This is a genomic window from Agaribacterium sp. ZY112, assembly GCF_041346925.1.
GTDB lineage: Bacteria > Pseudomonadota > Gammaproteobacteria > Pseudomonadales > Cellvibrionaceae > Agaribacterium.
Genome location: NZ_CP166840.1, coordinates 1331239 through 1352159 on the forward strand (window position 1 = coordinate 1331239; position 20921 = coordinate 1352159).

Below are 20921 nucleotides of genomic sequence, written 5' to 3' on the forward strand. Positions count from 1 at the left end.
AAGCCGCTGCGTTAACTGCCAGCTTTTGAAGCCGCTTTTGAGCACTAGGATGGTGTTGTGCGGCTTTACTTGTATCTATTAAATTTAGAGCGCGTGTTTCGTCGATGAATCGATTCAAACTGCTACAGATTACTGACTGCCATCTTGGTAGTTCACCACGACAAACTTTGCTTGGTATGGATACTGATCAGAGTTTGCATGACGTGCTGCTTGCAGCAAAAGCGAATGAAGAGCCAGATATGATCGTTGTCTCTGGTGATGTAAGTGGTGATGCTGGTGCTTTATCTTATGCTCGTTTTTTAACGATTATTGATGAGTACTTCCCTTCAGTGCCTTTGGCTTGGTTGCCAGGCAATCATGATAACCCCGAGCATATGCTCAGTGTTGGTCAGCATCCTATTGAACTAAGCCACTGCGTTGAGGGTTGGCATTTTATTTTTTTGGATTCGCGCATCCCTAGGCAAGAGGGGGGGCGTTTAGGCCCAAATGAGCTGGCTCGCTTAGAGCGTGAGTTAAGTGCCCACCCTACGCGTCCGACGGCGGTATTCCTTCATCATCAGCCTGTCGCTGTGGGTTGTGAGTGGTTAGATCAGTATGTAGTCGAAGATGCCGAGCGCTTTTTTGAGGTGCTAGATCGACACTCTCAAGTGAAGTTGGTGAGCTGGGGGCATGTGCATCAAAACTTTTATTGTGAGAGAAAGGGGGTGGCTTTAATGGCGACACCTTCTACATGTATACAGTTTTTGCCAAACAGTGATGAGTTTCAGTTGGATACGCAAATGCCTGGCTATCGAACTTACGAATTGTTTGATGACGGCAATTTTAAGACGCAGGTACGTAGAAGCGAAGAGAAAAATTATTTTATTGATATGGCCGCAACCGGCTATTAATAAAATCTAAGAGGTTAACTTGGTAGATATGTTGGGCTTGAATGCGCTGAGTTTACTCAGCGCATTTTTTTTGCCTTTAGAACGAGTAACTGGCACCAAAGGTCAGTTGTTGTTGCCACCAGAGGTCGCCATCTAAAGTGATAAGACAGCTGTTGTTTTGGCAGAAAATAGTTGAAGAGCTGTCAAATACAGTGCCAATGGCACGGGCTTCTATATTTAGGGCGATGTTCTTCATAACCCAGAAGCGAGCACCTAGGGCAGCAGTACCAGATAGGTAGGTTTCGCTTTTGGAGGTGTCTGGGCTGTACTGGCTAGCGCCGATAGTCATTGCAAAATAAGGGTCAAATACTTTTGGGTTTTCGGCCCATTCGTAGGTGCCGCCGATTTGAAGATGTTGAGCTTTAAGGCTTGTATCGTAATCGCCAGTACCTGAATCGGTAGTGACAGAAACATCAATATTATTTTGTGAATAAAAGAACTCGTAAAAAAGACGGGCGCCGTCACGGCTGCCTTTTTGGTATTTGTGCAGGGATAGTTGTAGTAGTGAGCCTGGCTCTAAATCCATATCGGTACCGTCACCGCCGCTGCTGGGGTCGCTCGCAAAGCTGTTACCGGTAGATAGATTAACGCGCCACTCGTCTTGCGCTGTGGCTGTGGTCGAGGCTAGCGCGCTCAATACAGCTAAAGTCAGCAATTTCTTCATTGTTTTTATTCCGTCCCGTACAAAATTGCAGCTATTGTAGCCTCTGTTTGTACTCTTGTGTGCTGATTTTTTCTACCAGTAGCTTTAGTTGTTCTAATGCGTGCTCTTGATCTAAGTTTTTACAGTCGAGCTTATAGTCTGCCCAGCGTTCATACAGGCCTTGTCTTTCAATAAATAACTCATTGAGGCCTTGGTGCGGGGCTCTTGCTAAGCCACGTTGGCTAAAATTTGTAATGCGTTTTTTTAGTATTGCTAAAGGCAGCTCTAGATAAATAATGCTCCCTAGCTCTTTTAAATGCTGCATCGCTTCTTCACTGTAGATGGCACTGCCACCCGTTGCGATGACATTATGAGATGCCTCTAGTTTCAGTAAGTATTGCTCTTCAATATTGCGCAGTACTTGATAGCCGCTTTTATCGAGTATTTGCTGCAAAGAGCATTGCTCTTCTTTTTCTATTACTTGATCGCTATCGATAAAAGGGCGTTTAAGTGCATGGGCCAGTGCTAAGCCTAGGGTTGATTTTCCCGAGCCGGGCATACCGATTAAAATAATGTTGGTCTGCGAAGTGTTTGTCATAGTGAGTCTGTTGTTATCGCTGTGTATTTGTAGCGCATACAAGGCCCTACTTAATAAGAGCAGGTGGAAAATCAAAAAAATAACTAGCCCAGCTTGGCTTTGCATGGGGGCTTCCCCTTGGTGGGTGAGTAAGGAGAAGAGGCTTAATAGGCTAAATAGAACGGCGCTTATTAACCACAGGCTGAGTCGCAGTTTAACCGAGCTGCTGACTAAACTGCTCATTAAATAGATGATTAGGCAGGGCAGGTAATAGCTAAGAATGTCGGCAAGTTGAGCTTGCTGGAAGTCTCTTTGGTAGCTGAAGACAATGGTGAGTAAAATAGCGGCAAAGCAATAGAAACTAGCTGAAGCGCGAAGTAAGGCCCAGCTAAGTTCGGCTTCATCACCTTTTAATAATTTTAGAAAACGTCGCACAATATAAAGCCTTAGGTGCTTTTCATTAAGTAGCTCAGCGCCTTAGCATTATTAAGCGCAGTTTTTAGTAGACACTAGTATGGCTGATAAACACGTAATCTACATTCATGGTTTTTTGAGTTCGCCGCGCTCTTTTAAGGCTCAGGCAACAGAAGAGTGGTTAAGAGCTCATCGTTCAGATCTTGTTTTTCATTGCCCCCAGCTGAGTTCTTATCCCGAGAAGGCTAAGCAGCAACTAAGCACCTTATTAAACTCTTTACCCAATGCGGTGGCGATAGGTAGCTCCTTGGGTGGCTATTGGGCATCCCACTTTGTTGAGCTTGGTTTACTCAGCAAGGCCGTATTGGTGAATCCGGCTGTTTCTCCTCACACACGCTTTCAAAGCTATGTTGGGCAAGAGCTTAAGAGTTATTACAGTGATGATAGCTATTGCCTTCAGGCAAAAGATCTAGCGACCTTGGCCGAATGTGAAAGTGGGGCTCTAAAGGATGTGTCGCGCTATTGGTTGTTACAACAAAAGGGAGATGAGGTGCTGGATTGGACTATGGCCGCGCAGCGTTATCGCGCTTGTCGTTCAACGATCGAAGACGGAGGTAACCACAGTTTTGAAGCTTACGAGCGTTGGATTCCAGAAGTTATTCGTTTTTTAGTCGATTAGTGCAAGCTCAAAGACAAAAGCTGAGGGCGTATTCGGCCCTCAGTTGCCTTAGCTGGCCAACTCTGTTGCTAGGGCTGTGGCGTCTGTGGCTAGAGCCGCTGCATCGTCAACCATGGCGCTGAGCTCGGGTATACAGGAGCCACAGTTGGTACCACATTTGAGTTTAGCACCAAGCGCTTCTGCTGATGTCGCGCCTTCACTGATTGCGTCTTTAATCTGGTTTTCACCAATCTGGAAGCAAGAACAGACAATAGCGCCCGGACTTTGACTATCATCACCTGCATTACCGGCTAACAAGGTAAAGCGTTCTTCTGGTGTGATCTCTTTACCAAGGCGCGTGGTGAGCCAGTGCATATTAGGGAGTTTGCTTGGTTCTTGATCGATAAATAGAGCAATACTTAATATACCGCCTCTAAAACCCAAAAAGCGTGAGTAATTAGCCTGCTTGTCTTCCAGTGTTACCCAGTCATCAATTTGAGGGTAAAGCTGGTTTAGCCACGCTTGCCAATCATCGACTTCTTTTTCATCGGCCAAGGCGTAGTTGAAGCCCGAATTTAGTGTCATTTTGGCCCAGTAATCACAGTGGGGCTCCACTTCCAGCGTGGACAGTAAGTAACCTTGCCACAAGGCATTGTAGGCGCGGGTTTTAACGGGGCTGTGTTTAAATTCTGGTTGGCCACAAAAGGGGTCAGTAATAGCATTGACTAAGGCGTCTGCACGAGCGCTGGAGGCATAAACTTTATTCCAGTGCATAGGAACAAATGCTTCCCCTAGACGCTGATCAAGGCTGATTTTAGCACGACCTAAATAGCGACTATTTTGATTTCTCAGCTCAACCAGTTGCTCACTTTGAATACCAAAGGTTTCGGCGTCTTTAGGGTGTACTTGCACATAAGGCTCTTCTACATGGGCAAGTAGGCGTGCCGCTTTACCTGTGCGAGTCATTGTATGCCACTGGTCGCGAATACGACCGGTATTCATGATGAGTTCGCCTTTTACAGCAGGCTTTTTAGGGTAGCTGGCTTTAATGGGGATAAGCTTGGCGCGCTTATTGGGGGTAAAAAACTGACCGTCTTCAAACAGACGCTGGCTGCCTTCAGGTTTGTCGGAGCTTATGGGCCAGCGGCGAGGGCTAAAGTTTTCATAGTCCTCAAGGCTGATATCTTTTAAGCCGCTAATATCAAAGGCGCGACTCTTGTTGTTCTCAAGCCCACTTAAGGCGGCGTGCTCGCGGAAAATTTCAACGGGGTGCTGGTAGTTAAAGGCTTCTTTATAACCAAGACGCTTGGCAAAGTCGCACATGATCTGCCAGTCGTTACGGGCACTGCCTGGTGCTGGCATAAAGCCTTTTTGCAGACTGATGCAGCGCTCACTATTGGTAACGGTGCCGTGCTTTTCGCTCCAGCTAGTTGCGGGTAATAAGACGTTGGCGGTGGCTGCGGTATCGGAGTTGGCCATGCATTCACTGACGATAACCAAGTCGCACTTTTCTAAAGCGGCTTTCACTCTATTTGCTTCTGGCATCGAAACCACAGGGTTGGTGGCCATAATCCAGATCGCTTTGATCTTTCCCTCTTCTACTGCACGAAACATATCAACGGCCTTAAGGCCTTCTTGTTTGGCTATATTGGGAGCCTGCCAAAACTTTTCTACACGCTCAATGGCGTCGTCGGTGAAGCCCATATGCGCTGCAAATTGGTTAGCTAGGCCGCCAACTTCGCGCCCGCCCATGGCATTGGGCTGGCCGGTGATAGAAAATGGCGCTGCCCCGACTTTGCCTATTTTACCCGTCGCCAAGTGGCAGTTGATGATGGCATTGCCTTTATCAACCCCAGAAGAGCTTTGATTAACGCCCTGAGAAAATAGGGTGATGGCTTTGTCATTGTTGGCAAACAGTTCGTACACTTGCTCAACGGCTTCAATGCTTAGGTCACATGCCTCTGCCGCTGCAGTGATAGTGGGTACTTGCTCTTGAGCCGTCTTTAGGGTCTCATCAAAACCATCGCAGTGCTGCTGAATGTAGTCGTGATCAATTTTATTGTTGTCGGCGAGGTAGCTTAAAAGGCCATTAAAGAAAAAGGCATCACTGCCCGGGCTTAATGGCAGATGAATGTCGGCAATATCGCAACTGGCTGTACGTCTAGGATCAAGAACAACCACTTTAAAATTGCGCTCTTTTTTGGCTTTGACGATGCGCTGATAAATAATTGGGTGGGCATAAGCCGCATTTGAGCCAACTAAGATAAGTAGATCGCTTTGCTCAAGATCTTCATAGCTCGCCGGTACGGCATCGCTGCCAAAGGCACGTTTATGGGCGACAACAGCACTGGCCATACAGAGGCGGCTATTGGTATCAATATTCGAGGTGCCAACAAAGCCTTTCATGAGCTTATTGGCAACGTAATAATCTTCAGTCAGTAGCTGCCCACTCAGGTAAAACGCGACGGAATCGGGACCGTGTTCTTTGACGATGTCTTGCCATCGCCCGGCAACATAATCGAGAGCGCTGTCCCAGTCGGTTTCTTGACCGTTGATTTGAGGTCGTAATAAGCGGTTTGTGCTGTCTAGGGTTTCGTGCAACGACGAGCCCTTTACACAGAGACGCCCTTGGTTCGCAGGGTGTTGTTTAATCCCTTTTACGCCTGTTACTTGGCCGGCCTCAACTGTGGCTTCTACTCCGCAGCCTACACCGCAGTAGGGGCAGGTTGTAAGATGGTTTTTGCTGCTTGCAATGACTGAACTCATACTACTGTTTGTTTCCAACATTTAGGCGGCACTGCTTTCGCAGAACTCTTGGCCAAAAATAAGGTTTGGCAGCATGGCACTGACATCGGTGCCGTCCTGCATTAAATCGAAATAGTAGGCGCCGGAGCGTACATCACCAAAAAGAACGATGCCTACGATGCGGTCTTGCTCGATGATCAACTTTCGGTAAATGCGGCTTTGTTTGTCTTCGACGATAATGCTGCGTTGCTGCTCTGTTTCAAGTACTTGGCCTGCTGAGAATACTTGCACGCCACTCACTTTTAATTTGGTGGCAGTCGCTTGGTTCTCAAAAGGTAGGTTTTCACTATTTACTAAGCGTGCGGCTAAGGTTTCCGCTTGGCGCCAGAGAGGATCAACAAGACCAAAACATTGGCCCTTGTGTTCAATACACTCACCAATGGCACTAATGTGCGCGGCGCTGGTTTGCATAAAGTCATCTACTTCTATGGCTCGCTTTCCGTCTAGGCCGTGCTCTAGGCCTAGTTCAGCATTGGGTGTAATGCCGGTTGCGATTACCGCCAGTTCAGCATCCAGCGTGTCACCACTCTTTAGGGTGGCGCTTTTAACGGCAGAGTCTCCGTTAAAGCTGACAATCTCGTCGTTAAGGCGAAAGCTAATGCCCATGCTTTGCATCACGTCTTTGAGCATGTTTGCCGAACGTTCGTCTAGTTGGCGATTTAGAAGCCAGCCACTGCGATGGACTAGGGTGACTTTAATGCCAAATTTAGCAAGGCCATAAGCCGCTTCTAGACCAAGTAAACCGCCACCAACAACAATAGCGTTTTTGGCGTGCTCAGCTTCTGCAATCTGCATCATTGCCTGAGTGTCGGCAATGGTTCGAAATAGGAATACATGGGCTAAGTCGAGGTTTTTTGCAGGAATGCGTGCAGCCCGGGAGCCGGTAGCCAAGACAAGTTCGTCGTAGCTGATTTGTTGATCGCAAGCCGTGCTGACGGTTTTTTTATCTCGGTCAATACTGACGACGGGGCTGCCAGAGATAAAGTGAATACCTTGTTGCTCATACCAATCGTGGTCTTTTTGCACAATGGCTTTAACTGTCGTGTCGTTGGCGAGAACGGAGCTCAACATAATACGGTTATAACTGCCGTGAGGTTCGGCACCGATAACGGTCACACGGTATTGCTGGCCGTCACGCTTAAGTAATTCATCAAGGAAGCGACCGGCAACCATGCCGTTACCGACGATTACAAGAGAAGGAAGAGTAGTAGAGCTTGTTGTCATATCACTGGCAGGCTTATGCTGCTGAAATCTATCGTTAGCGGTAGAAGGTCTTACCCTTTCACTGGGGCAAGTGCTTGCACAAGACTGGCAGGAATTATACCAACTTTTAAGTTCTGTTTAAAAAGTGTTCGCTTGCGTGAGCTTGATACTGTATTTTGCGTTGTTCTGGGGCGTTATGTCGATGTTTTTTTAGTATTGGCAAGGCTCTTTATTGATCTTGTTCGCCTGTTGGGATCCTTATATTAGTCGGGTGACCCATATTGGTGCGTCTAAGGCTCTGCATTGATGCGTTTTGCTTGCTTTACTTACGGCTAGCCGCCGTTATGCTATGCGCTTCGTAATTAATAACTACAAGTAGATCATTCAGCACCATGGCGAATTACTCAGCGGAAGATATTGAAGTTCTATCTGGCTTGGACCCTGTGCGCAAGCGCCCCGGTATGTATACCGACACCAGCCGCCCCAACCACCTTGCCCAAGAAGTTATCGACAACAGTGTGGACGAGGCTCTCGCTGGCCACGCCAATAAAATCGATGTGGTGGTGTATAAAGATGGCTCTATCAGTGTGGCGGATAATGGCCGTGGTATGCCGGTGGACATTCACCCTGAAAAGGGAATCCCCGGTGTTGAAGTCATTCTTTCTACTTTGCATGCCGGTGGTAAGTTTAGTAACAAGAATTATCAGTTCAGTGGCGGCCTACATGGTGTGGGTATCTCGGTTGTTAATGCTTTGTCGAAGGTGCTTGAGGTAACGATTCGCCGTGATGCGCAGGTGCACCGCATTGGCTTCCAAGATGGCAATAAGGCCAGTGACCTAGAAGTGATTGATACTTGTGGTAAGCGCAACACCGGTACGACGGTGCGCTTTTTACCAGATGCGAGTTACTTTGATAGCGCTAAGTTTTCGCTTTCTCGGCTTAAGCATTTATTGCGTGCCAAGGCGGTATTGTGCCCAGGTTTAACCGTGAACCTGCATGATGAAGCCAGTGGTGATAAAGACAGTTGGTATTACGAAGATGGTCTAAAAGATTATCTAGTGGCTGCCACTCAGGGTTGGGAAAACCTACCTAGCGAGCCTTTTATTGGCAGCTTTAGTGGTAATACTGAGGCCGCAGACTGGGCTGTGCAGTGGTTGCCTGAAGGTGGTGAAGTGACTCAGGAGAGTTATGTAAACCTGATTCCTACGGCACAAGGTGGTACCCATGTGAATGGTTTGCGCAGTGGTTTGATGGATGCCATGCGTGAATACTGCGAAATTCGTAATTTAATTCCTCGTGGCATTAAGTTGGCTCCTGATGATATTTGGAATAACTGCTGCTATGTCTTGAGCTCTAAAATGGCGGATCCCCAATTTAGTGGCCAGACCAAAGAGCGGCTCAGTTCTCGTGAAGCGGCTGCGTTTGTAAGTGGTGTCGCTAAAGATGCTTTTAGCTTATGGCTCAATCAGCATACGGATGAAGGGGACCAGCTCGCAGAATTCTGTATTAGCAACGCCCAAAAGCGTGTGCGCTCAAGTAAAAAAGTAGCTCGTAAAAAAGTAACTCAGGGCCCTGCTTTGCCTGGTAAGTTGGCAGACTGTTCTTCGGCTGAGCCTGAGCGTGGTGAAATCTTTTTAGTGGAAGGTGATTCTGCTGGTGGTTCTGCTAAACAAGCTCGCGATAGAGAATTTCAGGCCATCATGCCTTTGCGCGGTAAAATTCTAAATACCTGGGAAGTCGATAGCGCTGAGGTGTTGGCCTCTAAAGAAGTGCACGACATTAGTGTTGCTTTGGGCATAGACCCTGGTGTCGATAACCTAGAAAAGCTGCGTTATCACAAGGTCTGTATTCTTGCCGATGCGGATTCTGATGGTTTGCACATTGCCACTTTGATTTGTGCTTTATTTGTTCGTCATTTCCCTTCTTTGGTTAAGGCAGGCCATGTGTTTGTCGCCATGCCTCCTTTGTTCCGCATCGACATAGGTAATGATGTTTATTACGCCTTAGATGAAGCTGAAAAGAATGGCGTCTTAGATCGTATTCAGGCTGAAAAGAAAAAGGGTAAGGTTAATGTGCAGCGCTTTAAAGGTCTGGGTGAGATGAACCCATTGCAGTTACGTGAAACAACCATGGCTCCTGATACTCGTCGTTTGGTGCAGTTGGTGATGGAACCCGGTGATGATACGCATCAGGTGATGGATATGCTGCTGGCTAAAAAACGCAGTGCGGATCGTAAGGCTTGGTTGGAAGATAAGGGCGATCTAGCTGAAGTGGGCTAGATCTACCGTTATTTTAATAACACCTACAAAGCTAGCTTAGGGAACTGCGATACCAAGCTGGCTTAAGGTTTTTGCTGTCCACATAAGTGGTATGCCAATAATGGATGTGTAATCCTCACAGTTAATCGATTCAAACAAGCTAATACCGGCGGCTTCGAGTCGGTAGGAGCCACAGCAATAAAGTGGTTCATCTATCTCTATATATCTTTGAATTTGCTCATCGCTTAATGGTCGCATTGTCATGCGGGCAATGCAGGTGTGCGTGTGCATCTGCTCGCCTAGTACGATGGCTAGTGAGGTGATGAGCTGGTGTTCATTACCTGCTAATGCTCTTAACTGTGTAAAGGCTTTGTCTTTTGTTAGTGGTTTATTGAGTACTTGGTCTTTGAAGCTGGCGACCTGATCGCCACCAATGACAATGGCTTGTTGATGTTCTTTGGCAATGGCCTGGGCTTTAGCAAGAGCTAGTTTTTCGGCCACTTGTATGTGTTCAAGCCCTTGCGTTTTAAAGCTGTCTTCATCTACTTCGGGAGCCATGCTTGTGAAGGCGATATTGAGCCTTTGCAGTTGCTGCTTGCGATAAACAGAGCTGCTAGCAAGGATGATCTTTTTCATAAGCAAGTGGGCTTCCGAGGGCGATTAAAGATGGGCTAAGTTATTAATGGCTAGCTTTGTGGCTTGCAAACAAGGCTTTTGTTGCTGTGTGAACTGGTCAGTTCTTTAGCGTCAATGATAATCATATAAGGTTTTTTTTACAGGCCTTGTTGGCGAATTTAGCTCTTAAAGCAGGGCCTTGAAAGACTTTATGTCATTTACCTGCATGTTCGTTAGCCTTTTCTGAATTCCTAAGAATAGCTACTTGTACTTGGCTCAGCCATAAAGAGGGTTTACCCGCGTAGTGCACAATTAAGGTGCCGGTAAAGCGCTAAGTGAGCTAAAGAGTATGCAATGAGGTAAAACGGGCGTTTTTTATCAGGCATGTATTCGACATTATGCTGAGTCTCCTTGAATAATAACCCTGCGCTTATCGTGATCTAGCTCGAGATAAAAGCAGTTTCGACGGCCGGTATGGCAAGCGGAACCGTTTTGATCAACTTGGCAGAGTATGGCATCACCATCACAGTCAAAAGCCATGCTGACTAGGTATTGTGTATGGCCGCTAGTTTCGCCTTTAGTCCATAATTCTTGTCGGCTGCGAGACCAATAGCATAGATAGCGTGAGGATAGCGTTTTCTCTAAGGATTCTTTAGTCATCCAAGCAAACATTAATACCTCTTTTGTGATGGCATCTTGGGTGATTACTGGGATTAAACCTTGTTCATTAAAAGCTAGTTGTTCAACTATTTTGTCTAAATCAAAGCTTGTGTCGTGCTCTTTATTTTCAATTTTTATAAAAAAGTCGCGTTTCATTAGAGGGGCTGCTTATCGTGTTTAAATCGCTTTTAATGATGCGTCGATTATTATTTAAGTGGAATAATAGGGCTTGATGGTGTCAGTGTGGTGGAGCCTTGGTTGCTCTCGGTAATCCACATGACATTTATTTTTTCAATGCCGGGGAATTTTTTAAACAGCTCTACAGCAAGTTGTTTTAAATGCTGGGGCTTTTTACAGTTGAGCTGATAGTGCGCCACAATTTCGCTGTGATTTTTATTGGCCGCATTATGATGTTCGTGTTCTTCGTATTCCTCACTAATCAGGCTTGAAGTATCAATAGATGAATGTTGTTGTATGCAAAGTGCGCTACCAAATGAAAATAATGAATCGCCTTGTTCTAAAATCTGTTTGGTTTTTTTGACGCTTTCTTTTTCTTTCTGGGTATGGGCTTTATGTTCGAAGCCAACTAGATTAGCTGATGGGCTTTCAAATTCGATTTCTAGGTGCTCGTTTTCAAGTGCAATAGTTAGTACGGCTAGGCCATGAGTATGGCTGTGCTGAGCTTGGGCTGTCATAAAGGGAGCCATTAGCAGCAATACCAATGTGCAGCGGGCATGTTTGTTTTTAAGCATATCTATTCCACCGTGATACTGAATGTCGATTTTTGTTTTTTCAATTGATGGTATGTTGGTACTAGCCCCATTAGGGGCTTGCCTATACTCTACCGCAGCATTTTTTGAATTTCTGAGTGCTACCACAGGGGCAGGGGGCATTACGTCCAATTTTGGGGTTGGTGCGAGTGAAAGGAGGAGCTGAAGGGGGGCAGCAGCTTGTATTACTGCAGCAGCTGTCATCGTTTGTATTGCCATCTTGCTGCAATGTGTGTTGGTCTTCGTTCATAATTTACTCCGGCATTTGTGATGAGTGGTGTTCGATAATTTTGTATTCGCGCCCATTCCATCGGTACACAAAGCTATAACGTGCTTGTACGCTGCTTCCGTCTTTAAAGTTGAAGTTGTAAACACCAGAATTGATAGCAATATCAGAAAATATTCTTACATTGGCTTCTAGTATTTTTCCAAAGGGCTCTCGCTCTAAAAATGTAACAAAGTAGTCTTCTATTTCTTCGTGATTATGCCTTACCTGATTTGAGATAGTGGGTAATAGGACTGCGTCACGTTCATAGAGCTCGACCACTTTTTTGGGTTTTTGTGTTTGTAGGGCGCTGTTCCACGCATCAAAAAGCGCAATAATATCTTCTTTGCTTGCCATAGGCTGCTCCTTGTTAGTTAGTGGTATTGAGGGTTTTGGTCGCTGACTGAATCAGTATTTACTTGCAACACGATAGGCATTTAGTGACGGTAATGCTGCACTAATAAGAGCAACGGAACTGATGGCTAATAATAAATACAGGTTGTTGATAGAAATAATATTATTGCTGATGCTCAGGCCTAGTTGCGCGGTGATACTACCTTGGCCAATGCTTAGGCCAAGGCTTAACAAGCCGGCACCGATGATGATGCTAACGGCGCATATCAATAATGCTTCTAGTTCTATTAATAGAAAAATAAAGCTTGGCGCTGCACCCATGATTCTCAATAAATAAATCTCTTGTTTTCTATCTCGGATTGATGCCATTAGCATGGCGCTTAAACCAAGTGCGGCGGCAATAAAAACGAGGGCAGAGATCAAGCGCAAGCTGCCTTCAAGTAGGCTCATTACTTGCCATAATTGCATAAGAGTGGCACCAGGTAATATTGCGCTTAAGGCTTCTTTGTTGTATTCGTTAATAGCTCGCTGAGTCTTAAAAACGGCTAAGCGGGATTTGAGCCCTAACATAAATGCCGTGATGCTTTGCGCTTGCAGTTCTGTTTTTGTATTTTGTTGTGTTGTTGGTGCTTGTTGCCAGTTTGCGTGAATTGTTTCAATTCCTTCAAGGCTTGTATAGAGGCTTTGATCTACAGGGGTGCCGGTTGCCTTTAGAATACCAACAACGGTAAAGGGGCTGTTTTCATGAAGGCTAAAACTGGTCTTTGCCATGCCGTGTGCCAAAACGAGTTTGGAGCCAATTTTGTAATTGAGTTGCTGCGCTAGTTGCGAGCCAATCACCACATCGTAAAGTTCACTAAAGGCTTGGCCTTGTTCAAAATCTAAAGTGTGCTTGTTGCCATAGCTAAAGTGTTTGAAAAAGTCTGAGCTCGTGCCAATGACTCGATAACCTTTGTGTGAATCCCCTAAGGCGATAGGGATGGACCAAGCAACTTGCTTGAATTCGCTTATTTCTTTGTATGTTGCCCAGCTTATATTGTTTGTAGGTGCGCCAATATGAAAAACGGAATACAGAAGTAGATTTAGCTGGCCGGTTCTGGCTCCGACGATAAGGTCAACGCCAGAAACGGTGTTAGAGAAACTCTCTTTGCTTTGCTGGCGTATATGCTCAACAGCTAATAACACAAAGATACTGACGCTCATGGCTGATATAGTAAGTAAAACCGAGGCTTTTCTGTTGAGTAAGCTTTTGACTGCAAGTTTGAAAAACATCAGGCTTCGGCCTCAATGCTATTTATTTGGCTCATGGCGTCTATGCGCTGAAAGTGATGAGAGAGGCTTATATCGTGGCTGACAAACAATAAGCTCGCTTGCTGCTCCTTGCTTAACGCCATTAATAGCTGCATAAATTTATCGCGATTTGCGTGGTCGATAGCGCTGCTGGCTTCATCGGCGATAAGTAGTTTGGGTTTGTTGATTAGGGCTCTGGCAATCGCTACACGCTGTTGCTGACCTATGCTTAGTTGGCTGCATGGTTTGTAGTGGTCGTTATTTTTTATATTGAGCTCGTTTAGTAGTGTGGTAATTGCACTTCTATCGGCGTTTTTTTCTTTTGAGAAAAAGGTGCCTAGCTGAATGTTTTCCACTGCATTTAAATAGGGGACTAAGTTAAATTGCTGGAATATATAGCCCATGTTTTGTGCGCGAAACCGGTCGCGCTGTCGGCTATTTAGTTGATTAAGCTGCTGATTGAGTACGCTTACGTGGCCTTCAGATGTTTTTAAAATTCCACCTAAAATATTTAATAAGGTCGACTTTCCACTGCCAGAAGGCCCGTGAATAAAAACTTGCTCTTGAGCGGTAACCTGCCAGTGATTGATATTAAGAATGGCTTTGTTGGGGCTGTCGGCGTAAGCAAAACGTAGCGCTTTTACTTCTATACTCATGGGCCTGTGTGCAGGTGCGTTGAACTCAGTTGGTGATACAGGGTATCATTTGCTGTTCTGACGCTCAATCGCCTCGTTGTTGTGGTCCTTTATGTTGCTGAAAATATTGCAAAAATATCTCTATATAAGTTTGTCTTTTTGTTTGCTTTTTAGCGCCTGTGATAGGGCTGGCCCTGCTAAAGGTTCTGAAGGGCATGAGGTAGAGTCTACTAAACAGCTTGCTGTAGCGGCGAAACTCGACAAGTCTGATTATCAACAGGTCGCCTGGGTGGATTTAATGCCTGAGGATGACTTGGAGGCACTATTAAACCCGCCTGATTATATTAATTACATTGAGGAGGGTTCGGGAGATGATCAGCTTATTGATGAACCTCAGGGAAGCTTAATTGATACTGCTGAAGATAGGTATCAGCAAGCCTTGGCCTCGACACGAGTTATTGCAGAGATGGATGGCCGAGCTATTCGAATACCGGGATATATTGTGCCGCTTGAGTTTAACGATGAGCAGGCGATTACCCAGTTTTTCTTGGTACCATATTTTGGTGCTTGCATTCATTCGCCGCCACCGCCACCCAATCAAATGCTTTATGTTGAGCACAGTGAGGGCTTGGCTTTGGACGAGCTTTACGACCCCTTTTGGATATCTGGTGTTGTAAAAACCTCGTTAAAAGAAAGTGATTTGGGTGCAGCGGCTTATTCGATGCGATTGGATTATATCGATAGCTACCGTGATTAGCTTCAGGCCTTGTATTAAGCTTGGCTGAGGCAGTCTTGTAATTGTTTCTGCCACTGTTCGTTTTCTTGTTCTGCAATAATCTCGATACGGCTCTCAAGGCAGTCATCTAGCTCTAGTTCAGTTAATGCATCGCTACTGAGGTTGTAGGCAAAGACTCCTTGTTCTGTGATAAATACAGCCTTCATGCGTTCGACTTTTAAGCCGCTCAAAAAAGTAAAAAGTGCGTTGTAGTTAAAAACGTGTTCCGGTGAGATACGCCAGCCTGTACTGACAAAACCTTCGCCTTGGTTACAGGCTTTTAAGAAGCCACTTTCGGGCATAGCTAAGTCGGCTGCCAGTATTTTGTTACTATCGTGATGGTGGTGATGGTTTTGGGCTTTAGCTGCGGTTGGGCCTTCCAATAAACTTGGGTCTAAGGCGCCGTACTTGCTGCTCGTTACTTGAGCTTGGCTGCGCCCGTACTGCTTAGCGTAGTTGCGTAGCTGCTCTAGCTCATCGGCTTTGTATAGGTCTTGTTTATTTGCAACAAGTGTGTCGGCAATGGCAATTTGCTGGCGAAACGTATCGTGCTCGGTATAGCGCTTATCGCTTAGCTTGCGTGCATCAACTAAGCAGATGATTTTTTGCAGTGATAGTGCGTCGTTGTAGTAGGTTCCCGATAGCACTTCTAATACTTCTTTGGGGTGGCCGAGCCCTGTTGGTTCTATTAGTAAGCGATCGGGTCTGGCTTTACTCAAAAGTTGGTTGAGGGCAATTTGCATCGGAAGGCCCGCTGCACAGCACATACAACCACCGGGCACTTCACGTATATAAACCCCCTCGTTTCTTGAGTGCTGGCCTTCAAGTAAACTGCCATCAATGCCAATTTCCCCAAACTCGTTGACGAGTACAGCCCAGCGCTCGTTATTGGCCTTGTGTTTAAGCAGATGCAAGATGGCAGAACTTTTGCCGACGCCGAGAAAGCCGGTAATGATGTTTGTGGCTACGCCTGAGATCTTTAGCTGTTCCGAATTTGTCATATAAAGTGCTTATCACGGCTTGTTTGATTGTGCAGGATTGTACTTGTTGCTTAGCGAGCTGCGAAATCATAATGGCTTGAAAGCGCTTTGTTATTTAGCTCTTCTGTTCGCCACAGTTACTGTGCTCGTCGCAATTTTTATGCTGGTGACATAGGCGGTAGTTATAAAAGTGGCCGATAGCTATGAGTGCAGAGCCCAGTGCTGTGAAAATTTTCTCACCGCTTTCTCCAAAGAGGCGCTCACCGAGCGTTAATGCAAGCACTAATAAGCTCAAGCCGACTACGCCTATGGCAAGTAAGCGATAGCGTTTGTGTTTTTTGCAGCCCAGGCTTAGGGCGTAGAGGCTAGTTGGTATAACAGCAGCCACCATCCAGACATGGAAGGCTTCGTTGTTAAGTTGCAAGGCTGCTAGGCTGGGTAGCAATACTAATATTAGCGGCATCGCTAAGCAGTGAAGTGTGCATACAAGGCTTAGGCTAATGGCGAGTCTGTCGCCGATTAGTTGGGTATTTTTCATAAGCTGGATTCTTCTGCTAATTTGGCATCTGTTAAGCAGTCTTGGCAGATGCAGTTAATTTCTAGTTGTTCATTACTTAACTCAAAACCCGAACTTTCAACACTGTGTTTAAGCTCCATGCTTATTCTGCTGCTGGAGTTGAGTTCTTTTACTTTCTGGCACTGTTCACATATTAAGAACTGAGCCTGCTTGTGTTCGTGGTCACAGCCGATGTGTTCGCAGATCACGTATTTGTTGGCTAGCTGCAAGCGGTGAGCAAGTTTTCTACTATCTAAAAAGTCTAATATCCTATAAATCGACATAGTAGGAATGCTTTCTTTAAACTGTTGTTTGTACAAAGCAGTAATATCGTAAGCTGAGAGCGCCTTACCTGCTCGAAGTAAAACAGCCAGAACGTTTTGTCGTTTTTCCGTCAGGCGTACGTTTTGCTTTAAGCATTGAGCTTCGGCATGCCTAATTGCGTCCTTGATATCACCGTCTGTTTGCTGCTTATCCATATGTCTCCGCTATCCTTGCTGAGCCGTTGGTATGTATTTCAGGTTCGTATAGCTTCGTTTGCTCTATGGTTTAGATATGTTACAACATATCATTTTTATGGGAAAGCGTAAATTTAGATTTAGTCCTGCTTTAAATGCCTCGCTCGCGTTAATGTTGCCTTGCTTGTTTATTCTTTCTTTTAAAGCGTGACTTATATCCCTCACTTTTTTAGAACAGCGGTCTATCCTTTAAGGGTATGCCTTTATGCTTTAATTTTCTGAGCTAAGTTTAGGTAAAAGTGCTTTAGAATTATTGGCTTGGACGGAGTATCTAAGCTATTATCGAGCACAATTAAGAACGCGGCGATCTTAAGTTTGGCCGCCATTGAGAGAAAACTCATGAAATTGACCCGTATTTTTTCTGCTATTCCGTCGCTAATGGCTGTTGCTGTGTTGAGCGCTTGTGGTGGTGCACCTGATTATGACAGTGGTGACGTCAATAGTGATGTGCTAATCACTATTAATGATGTACCCACTTATATTTCTCTTTCGATACAGCCTGACGTTGAAGGTACACAAGACTTTGATGGTACTGAAGTTGATATCAACGTATATGTTACTAACTTGGTTGGGCAGCGCGCTAAACCAGGGTATTTGGCCAATTTCACTGCTCAAGGTGGTGCACTTGAAGAGAGTTGTTTAATTGATGAGGCTTCAGGATGTACAGTGAAGTGGACAAGTGTGGTGAACTCTTACCCTAATGGCTCGAGTCAAGAAACAATTGGTTTGTTGGTTATGGTTCCGGGCGCTGCTGAGCCATTTATGGATTTAAATGCTAATGAGCTTTACGACGCAGGCGAGCCACTATTAGCTGATTATCCGGAGCCTTTCCGTGATGATAACGGTAGCGGGACTTGGGAATTAGGCGAATTCTTCCATGATACTAACAAGAACGGTACTTGGGACACTGCTAACGGTGAGTGGGATGGCCCTTGTAATTTCACTAGTATTGTATGTGATACCCCAGATGGCATTGTGCTCTTTAGTACTTGGCCGATGCCGTTATTACCTACAGAAACAGAGTCTGGCACGTAAACTTCGTGTAATTTGAACCTTAAAAACCCGCAGCTGCGGGTTTTTTTATGTCTACATTTTGGAGGGCGTTGCGGCCTCTTGGAAGGTATAGACTGGCCGATTTTAACTAGCGTGCCTATGCTTAATAGAAGCAATCAGTGCTCGCTTTTATGAATTTGAAAACCCTGCTATTTCTCAGTTTTTTTGCGGTTTCATCATCTTACGCTCAAGACTGTGACATCAACGTTTCTCATCAGAAACTAGAGTCTCAAAAGGATTTCTTAATCTTTTCTTTGCTGCGCCTTTCGCTTTCTAAAGTCGTTAAGCAGGTGTGCTATCACGAGTTGGTAGAGCCGCTTACCGATAGCCGTAAAACACAAGATGTTTCCTCTGGTTTGCTTAGTTTGAAATGGGCGAGCGCTGGGCCGGTGGTTGAAGAGCAGCTACAGGCTATACGAATCCCTATATTTAAAGGTTTATTGGGTTATCGTCTGCTGGTTGTTAGGGCGGGAGACAGCATACGCTTTGCAACGGTCAATAATGTTGAAGGTTTACGCCAGTTTAGAGCTGGAGTCGGAGAGCGCTGGGGGGATAGACCTGTATTGGAAGCTTCTGAGTTACCGCTTATTTTGAGTACGCGTGGGCGCTATTTATGGAATATGTTGATTCGGGGGCGTTTTGACTACCTGCCTTTGGGTTTGCATGAGCCTTGGCAAGATATTCCTCGCTTTGGTAAGCAACTAGAGGTTGAACCAAGCTTGATATTGGTTTACCCCATGGCTTTGTACTTTTATGTAAGTAAAGATAATGAAGAACTCCACGCCTTGCTAAATCAAGGTATGGAGTTGGCAATTAAGGATGGTTCTTACGATCAGCTGCTTTACCGGTCTGCGATTATGCGAGAGGCGGCAGCTAAAGCCAGGGTGGGTAAGCGGCGCCTGATTCGTTTGCACAACCCTTATTTACCTGTCGATACTCCTCTTGGGCGCAGCGAGTTTTGGCTTGACCCAGCTTCATTTGAATCCGCTGTTACTGAGGCTAATGCTGTTATAGCCCCTCCTAGTTAGCCCTAAGTGCTTTTGGTTACGCTGCCACAAATTTGAGCCCCACCGCGTACATCGACTCTTTTCCAGTGTAATAAAGAGAAATAGCGCAGATTACCTGGTGCATGTGAAATGATGCTTGAAATAATAATTATCCATAAAACAATCGATGCTTGCTCTGGGTTGTAGTAGAGGGTGGTAAGTAAGACCATTTTGATAAAAATGGTCACACCACGGACTTGTATTAATGTCATAGCATTGCAATAGATATCTAATAAGAAGTAGCTCAAACCGCTTAATAGAGTAAGGTGGAGAAAACCTAGCCATAATTTAGGCTCAACCCCTAAAAGTACACCACCGGAAAAGCCGGTAATACCGATAAGGTGGGCGGTTCTTAAGCTGATTTGTAGCCAGCGTTTACCAAAGAAGTTTCTTGGCTGTGAAGGGAAGATTAGATGGCTTAAGTTTTTCATGGTGGCAGTGATACTTTGTTTTTTGCCTGCATCCTGAGCTAAGTCTAGCCACCTAAGTTTGATATGACTCAAGCTTAGGTGGGGGCGTTGAGCTTGACCGTATTATTCTACTTCTGTCTTTGAGCTAATGGGCCCAAAGACGCTTAATCGGAGTTGTTCAAGCTCTTGGGTGGTTTTATCAATATCTAAGTGCTGCATAAAATCGACAAAGATCTTAGGCGTTTTGCTGGCAAAGCGAATATCACTATCGCGGTCTAAGAATTGAACCCCGCCCGGCGAGTTGTAAACGACCTTAGAGACCTTTTTATTTAATGGAGATAGTTTTCCCGCAGCATTTTTATGGGCAGGTACACGAACAAGAGAATTGCTAAAGCCTTGCTGAAAGCGTACGGAGGTCATAAATAACAATAGTTTTTCTAGCTCAGGACTCCACTCTACATAAGTTGGAATCATAAACACATTAGTGGGGTGTACGGTATATTGGGGGATGCCTGGTGTTATCTCTGGGAATGGGGCGACATCAATGACGACGTTTTCTGGTAAGCGGACAAACTGGGGTTGTCCTTCTGTAAGAGAAAAACCGGTTTTTCCCAGAACAATCTTGGGGAAGGCTTCCCATATATTGAGGTGGGGGTGGTTGCTATTGAAACAATCTGCGTCAATAAGTTGTTTCCAGTGTTCAAGTGCTAAGTGAACACGTGGATCTTGATAGCTAATTTGCCCCTCTAATAATTGTTTATAAAACTCGAGGCCGTTGATACGCATGTTGAGATAATCAAACCAAACATGGGTCGCCCATTGAGTTTTACTACCAAAGCCTATCGGAGTTATGTTTTTTGCTCTGAGCGTTTTACACATGCTCAGCATATCCTGCCAGTTTTTAGGGGGTTGCAGGCCCCACTCTTTGAGTTGGCCTTGGTTATAATATAAAGACCAAAGCAAGGTGGTAGCAGGAATAGCATGAACGTGGCCATTGAAGCTAACGGCTTGTTCGCTGGCTTTATTGATAACCTTGCTAAGTTGGTTCCTATCCCAAAACTCCTGTAAATCAAGAATCTTTCCCTGTTCGGCAAACTGAGCAATGCGTTTGCCGCCATACCAGTACACAACATCGGGCCCGTGGCCGGTTCGTAGCCAGCTTTCTACTTTATCCTCATAGGGCTGAATACCTCGGTGTATGGCTAGGCTCAGTTTAATATCTGGGTTCTGCTCATTAAATTCAGCATATAGAGATTCAATCATATGGCGGTGTTTACCACCATCAATGTAGACCGCAACATGAAGGCGCTTAGGGGCTGCTGCGTCTGGTGCTTGGGCTGAGCTAAACACGCTATAGAGAGCCGTGATGATAAAAACTAAGAACGCTCTATAGGCAAAAATAGGGGGGAAGTGCATAGGGGGATGCTTAAACCTGAGTAGTGTTATGAGGTTAATTTTCTTGAAGGCCGTGAGTCTATAGTTAGTATAGGCGTATATTACGGTTCTA

22 protein-coding genes are annotated in these 20921 nt (G+C 45.4%); 6 read left to right on the forward strand and 16 right to left on the reverse strand.

Going from position 1 to position 20921, the window contains the following annotated elements; genetic code table 11:
• Positions 1-77: 77 nt before the first annotated feature.
• On the forward strand, positions 78-890 hold the full coding sequence (gene cpdA, locus AB1S55_RS05955) for a 3',5'-cyclic-AMP phosphodiesterase (RefSeq protein ID WP_370981577.1): 813 nt from the start codon (positions 78-80) through the stop codon (positions 888-890).
• 76 nt (positions 891-966) lie between these two features.
• Here cpdA and AB1S55_RS05960 read toward each other — a convergent pair whose 3' ends face one another.
• Positions 967-1593, reverse strand: a complete 627-nt coding sequence (locus tag AB1S55_RS05960) for an outer membrane beta-barrel protein (RefSeq protein ID WP_370980880.1) — start codon at positions 1591-1593, stop codon at positions 967-969.
• Positions 1594-1624: 31 nt separating this feature from the next.
• On the reverse strand, positions 1625-2584 hold the full coding sequence (locus AB1S55_RS05965) for a shikimate kinase (protein WP_370980881.1): 960 nt from the start codon (positions 2582-2584) through the stop codon (positions 1625-1627).
• 79 nt (positions 2585-2663) lie between these two features.
• On the opposite strand from AB1S55_RS05965, the gene AB1S55_RS05970 reads away from it, so the two are divergent.
• The gene (locus AB1S55_RS05970; protein WP_370980882.1) at positions 2664-3242 is read left to right on the forward strand and encodes a YqiA/YcfP family alpha/beta fold hydrolase; all 579 of its coding nucleotides are present in this window, start codon (positions 2664-2666) and stop codon (positions 3240-3242) included.
• A 48-nt stretch (positions 3243-3290) separates the two neighbouring features.
• Here AB1S55_RS05970 and AB1S55_RS05975 read toward each other — a convergent pair whose 3' ends face one another.
• Together AB1S55_RS05975 and AB1S55_RS05980 are read right to left on the reverse strand one after the other, a co-directional pair.
• Entirely contained in the window at positions 3291-5987 is a 2697-nt protein-coding gene (locus tag AB1S55_RS05975; RefSeq protein WP_370980883.1) for a molybdopterin-dependent oxidoreductase, read from the reverse strand.
• 21 nt (positions 5988-6008) lie between these two features.
• Complete coding sequence (locus tag AB1S55_RS05980) at positions 6009-7250, reverse strand: NAD(P)/FAD-dependent oxidoreductase (RefSeq protein WP_370980884.1); 1242 nt, start codon at positions 7248-7250, stop codon at positions 6009-6011.
• Between the two features lie 371 nt (positions 7251-7621).
• On the opposite strand from AB1S55_RS05980, the gene parE reads away from it, so the two are divergent.
• The gene (gene parE, locus AB1S55_RS05985) at positions 7622-9508 is read left to right on the forward strand and encodes a DNA topoisomerase IV subunit B (RefSeq protein WP_370980885.1); all 1887 of its coding nucleotides are present in this window, start codon (positions 7622-7624) and stop codon (positions 9506-9508) included.
• A 36-nt stretch (positions 9509-9544) separates the two neighbouring features.
• Here parE and AB1S55_RS05990 read toward each other — a convergent pair whose 3' ends face one another.
• From AB1S55_RS05990 to AB1S55_RS06020, 7 genes are all read right to left on the reverse strand, one after another.
• Positions 9545-10123 (reverse strand): nucleoside triphosphate pyrophosphatase, encoded by a 579-nt coding sequence (locus tag AB1S55_RS05990; protein ID WP_370980886.1) that lies wholly within the window; start codon positions 10121-10123, stop codon positions 9545-9547.
• 375 nt (positions 10124-10498) lie between these two features.
• Complete coding sequence (hisI, locus tag AB1S55_RS05995) at positions 10499-10918, reverse strand: phosphoribosyl-AMP cyclohydrolase (RefSeq protein ID WP_370980887.1); 420 nt, start codon at positions 10916-10918, stop codon at positions 10499-10501.
• A gap of 50 nt (positions 10919-10968) precedes the next feature.
• Positions 10969-11655, reverse strand: a complete 687-nt coding sequence (locus tag AB1S55_RS06000; RefSeq protein ID WP_370980888.1) for a DUF2796 domain-containing protein — start codon at positions 11653-11655, stop codon at positions 10969-10971.
• Positions 11597-11782 carry an SEC-C metal-binding domain-containing protein gene (locus AB1S55_RS06005; protein WP_370980889.1) on the reverse strand — a complete coding sequence of 62 codons (186 nt, stop codon included), beginning with the start codon at positions 11780-11782 and terminating at the stop codon, positions 11597-11599. Before AB1S55_RS06005 ends, AB1S55_RS06000 begins: the two co-directional genes overlap by 59 nt.
• Before the next feature lie 3 nt (positions 11783-11785).
• Positions 11786-12154: an SgcJ/EcaC family oxidoreductase gene (locus AB1S55_RS06010; RefSeq protein ID WP_370980890.1), complete on the reverse strand. Its 369-nt coding sequence runs from the start codon at positions 12152-12154 to the stop codon at positions 11786-11788.
• Positions 12155-12205: 51 nt separating this feature from the next.
• The gene (locus AB1S55_RS06015; RefSeq protein WP_370980891.1) at positions 12206-13423 is read right to left on the reverse strand and encodes an ABC transporter permease; all 1218 of its coding nucleotides are present in this window, start codon (positions 13421-13423) and stop codon (positions 12206-12208) included.
• Positions 13423-14097, reverse strand: a complete 675-nt coding sequence (locus AB1S55_RS06020) for an ABC transporter ATP-binding protein (protein WP_370980892.1) — start codon at positions 14095-14097, stop codon at positions 13423-13425. The genes AB1S55_RS06015 and AB1S55_RS06020 overlap by 1 nt, the downstream gene beginning before the upstream one ends.
• Positions 14098-14188: 91 nt before the next feature.
• Between AB1S55_RS06020 and AB1S55_RS06025 the strand changes: the two genes are divergently transcribed.
• Positions 14189-14833 (forward strand): DUF3299 domain-containing protein, encoded by a 645-nt coding sequence (locus AB1S55_RS06025; RefSeq protein ID WP_370980893.1) that lies wholly within the window; start codon positions 14189-14191, stop codon positions 14831-14833.
• Between the two features lie 14 nt (positions 14834-14847).
• On the opposite strand, the gene AB1S55_RS06030 is transcribed toward AB1S55_RS06025, so the two are convergent.
• The 3 genes from AB1S55_RS06030 to AB1S55_RS06040 all read right to left on the reverse strand — a co-directional run bounded on the left by AB1S55_RS06030 (position 14848) and on the right by AB1S55_RS06040 (position 16866).
• Positions 14848-15852 carry a GTP-binding protein gene (locus AB1S55_RS06030; RefSeq protein WP_370980894.1) on the reverse strand — a complete coding sequence of 335 codons (1005 nt, stop codon included), beginning with the start codon at positions 15850-15852 and terminating at the stop codon, positions 14848-14850.
• A 94-nt stretch (positions 15853-15946) separates the two neighbouring features.
• Complete coding sequence (locus tag AB1S55_RS06035; RefSeq protein WP_370980895.1) at positions 15947-16369, reverse strand: MerC domain-containing protein; 423 nt, start codon at positions 16367-16369, stop codon at positions 15947-15949.
• Positions 16366-16866 carry a Fur family transcriptional regulator gene (locus AB1S55_RS06040; RefSeq protein WP_370980896.1) on the reverse strand — a complete coding sequence of 167 codons (501 nt, stop codon included), beginning with the start codon at positions 16864-16866 and terminating at the stop codon, positions 16366-16368. The genes AB1S55_RS06035 and AB1S55_RS06040 overlap by 4 nt, the downstream gene beginning before the upstream one ends.
• A gap of 378 nt (positions 16867-17244) precedes the next feature.
• Here AB1S55_RS06040 and AB1S55_RS06045 point away from each other — a divergent pair, with 378 nt between their 5' ends.
• Positions 17245-17940, forward strand: a complete 696-nt coding sequence (locus AB1S55_RS06045; RefSeq protein ID WP_370980897.1) for a hypothetical protein — start codon at positions 17245-17247, stop codon at positions 17938-17940.
• Between the two features lie 149 nt (positions 17941-18089).
• On the forward strand, positions 18090-18986 hold the full coding sequence (locus tag AB1S55_RS06050; RefSeq protein WP_370980898.1) for a diguanylate cyclase: 897 nt from the start codon (positions 18090-18092) through the stop codon (positions 18984-18986).
• A 2-nt stretch (positions 18987-18988) separates the two neighbouring features.
• Here the strand turns inward: AB1S55_RS06050 and AB1S55_RS06055 are convergent, their stop codons facing one another.
• Positions 18989-19435: a hypothetical protein gene (locus tag AB1S55_RS06055; RefSeq protein WP_370980899.1), complete on the reverse strand. Its 447-nt coding sequence runs from the start codon at positions 19433-19435 to the stop codon at positions 18989-18991.
• A gap of 102 nt (positions 19436-19537) precedes the next feature.
• Positions 19538-20830, reverse strand: coding sequence for an ABC transporter substrate-binding protein (locus AB1S55_RS06060; protein WP_370980900.1), 1293 nt, complete (start codon positions 20828-20830; stop codon positions 19538-19540).
• Positions 20831-20921 lie beyond the last annotated feature (91 nt).